The organism is Binatus sp. (SeqCode) (assembly GCF_036522015.1).
GTDB lineage: Bacteria > Desulfobacterota > Binatia > Binatales > Binataceae > Binatus.
This window is the reverse complement of record NZ_DATDGQ010000227.1, coordinates 1-2,786: the sequence shown is the minus strand read 5'-3', so window position 1 is coordinate 2,786 and position 2,786 is coordinate 1. Positions and strand designations below refer to the sequence as shown.

At 61.9% G+C, this 2,786-nt stretch carries 2 protein-coding genes; both read right to left on the bottom strand.

What is annotated here, in order from left to right:
• Positions 1–1,023: sigma-54 dependent transcriptional regulator (locus tag VIW95_RS09750; RefSeq protein ID WP_331585878.1), on the bottom strand; the 1,023-nt coding region annotated here is incomplete at its 3' end.
• Positions 1,023–2,786 (bottom strand): sensor histidine kinase (locus VIW95_RS09745; protein ID WP_331585876.1); only part of this gene is annotated, 1,764 nt, incomplete at its 5' end. The genes VIW95_RS09745 and VIW95_RS09750, both read right to left, overlap by 1 nt.

Sequence of the window (2,786 nt, the reverse complement as noted above, 5' to 3'; positions counted from 1 at the left end):
GGGCGACAGCGCCAGGCCGGGATGCGAATTGCGCACGGCGGCGATGTTCAGCAGCCATTGCGCTAGCGCCAGAATATCTTCGTGGCGTTCGCGCAGTGGGGGTACGCGCAAAGTGATGACGTTAAGCCGGTAGTAGAGATCCTCGCGAAAGTGATGTGCGCTGACTTCGGACTCGAGGTCGCGATTGCACGCGGCGATGATTCGCGCATCGACGTGAATGGTGCGCTCGCCGCCGACGCGCTCGAAGTTCTGCTCCTGGAGAAAACGCAAAAACTTGGTCTGTAACGTCGGCGTCAGGTCGGCGATCTCGTCGAGAAAGACGGTACCGCCGTTAGCCGCCTCGAGACGGCCGGGCTTGTCTTTGACCGCGCCGGTAAAAGCGCCGCGCATGTGCCCGAACAGCTCGCTCTCGAGAAGTTCTTCGGAGAGCGTGGTGCAATTGACGACGACGAACGGCTTGCTCTGGCGCTTGCTCCATCGATGGATCTGGCGGGCGATGACGTTCTTGCCGGTGCCGCTTTCTCCGGTGAGCAAAATCGTCGCGTCGCTGGCCGCTGCCTGGCGAGCGGTTTCGAGCAGGCGTTGCATCGCCGGGCTTTTCGAGTCGAGCAGCGGTTCTTCGTCGATCGCACTGCGGAGTGCGCGATTTTCGGCGGTCAGCAGCCCGACGTGCAGCGCCTTGTCGACGGTGTGCTGAATCTGCTCGAGCGAAAACGGCTTGGTGACGTAGTCGTAGGCGCCGGATTTCATCGCCTCGACCGCATTTTCGACCGTCGCATAGGCGGTCATCAGGATTACGAGGCACTCGGGCGCGCGCCGCTTGATTTCGCGCAGCAGCTCGAGACCGCTCATCTCGGCCATCTTGTAATCGGTCAGCACGAGATCGAACTGCGTCTCGGCGAGCAGCGCCACGGCCTGGGTACCGTTTTCGGCGGCGCGAACCTCGTGGTCGAGCGACTCGAAGAACGTCGTGAGACTGCGGCGGATGTTGCGCTCGTCGTCAACAATGAGCAGCTTGGCCATCAAATCTCCATTGCGGCGGGAATTTCGACGATGAATCGCGCACCGTGAGAATTGGCGCTTTCGACGAATATCCTGCCGCCGTGTGCTTCGACAATTTCCTTGACGATCGACAGGCCCAGCCCGGCCGATCCTTTCTCGAAGCCTTCGGAACCGTACTGCACGAAACGTTCGAAGATGTAGTCTTTCATGTCGGCCGGAATACCGGGACCGGAGTCGGTGACTTCGAGCCGCGTGGCCCGCTCGGTGCCGCGCGCCGCGACTGTAATAGTTCCGCCGGCGGGAGTGTAGCGCAGCGCGTTGCCGAGCAGGTTTGAAATCACCCACGAGAGCTTGACCGCGTCGCCGATGATCTCCGGCACCGCACCGATATGCTCCTCGAGCGCAACCTGTTTCTCGCGCGCCTGGGTCGCGAAGCGCCGGGTCACGTCGGCCGCCAGCCGCGCAAGATCGAGCCGCTTCTGCTGGACGGCGATGGCCGGAATCTCACCGCGCGCAAGGTTGAGCAAGTTGTCGGTAAGCTGACGCATCCGCGAGCATTCTTCCAGGATCACCTGTAGCAGCTCGCCGCTCTTCGCGTTCGTATTCACATCCTCGCGGCTCAACAATTCGGCCGACAACGCGAGCGAAGTCAGCGGCGTCCTGAGTTCGTGCGACAGCGTGGCGACGAGGTTGGTGCGCGCGCGATCCTGATCGCGGATGTAGGTCACATCCTGCAGAATCAGCAGCGTGCCGAGCGACTTGCCGACCGTATGATGAAGCGGCACCGGCTTCAGCACGTACGAATGATCGCGGCCGCGAACGTGAAGATCGATCTCGGTGCGATGGCCGTTGGTCCCGGTTGTCCCGGCCCTCTGCAGCGTGCGCAACGCGTCGCGCACGCGCAGATAGTGAGGATGGTTGCTGCTGAGATCGTCGAACGGACTGCCGAGTGCGTCCTGCAGATCGACGCCGAGAATCAGCGACGCTATCTCATTTATGTGCGCGACGATTCCCTCGCTGTCGATCAGCACGACGCCATCCTCGAGGCTCTCGATGATCGCTTCGGTCTTGCTCTTTTCGTAAACCAGGCGCTCGACGTTGAGTTTGTCGTATTGTTCGAGGCGCTCGGCCATCGAATTAAATTCGCGCGCGACCGCTTCGAGCTCGGCCAGCGGCTGCGGGCCGAGCCGCACCTGAGATTTGCGTTGGCTGATTCCGCGCAGACGCTCAGCGAGCTCTGTCAATGGCTTTGAGAGCCGCCATCCGAGTCCCCACGAAACCGCAGCGCCCACCAGCAGCACCAGCGCGAGGCCGCCCGCGAACTCGTAAGCAAGGCGTTTGCCCAAGCGAACAGACCGGCTGTCCGCGCGGAACATCGCCGCCTTGTTCATCGCGATCAAATCGTCGAGCTTGCCGTTCAGCTCGGCGAATTCGAGATCGTGATTGGTGCCGGGCGGCGCCGCGGCGACATCAGCGAATAGTTGGTTGCCGCGTTTGAGGATGTCGGCCGCGAGTTCAGGCTCTCCAACTTCGGTGAAGTCGTGATCTTCGACGTCGATCCATTGTAAAAAATTATGCCGCGCCCCGGGAAGCACATCTTTGGCTTTGCCGTCGTGCTCCGCCACCTGCAGCGTGTTGAGCGCGGCGTGCATGTTCTGCGCAGCCTCGATGCTGATGTAGTTGCGGTAGAGCGTCGCGCGGATTGCGCCGCCGAGCGCGTACACCCGCGGCAGTGTGTAGAGTCCCAGCAGAACCACCAACGCCAACATCAGCAGCGTGCCGTT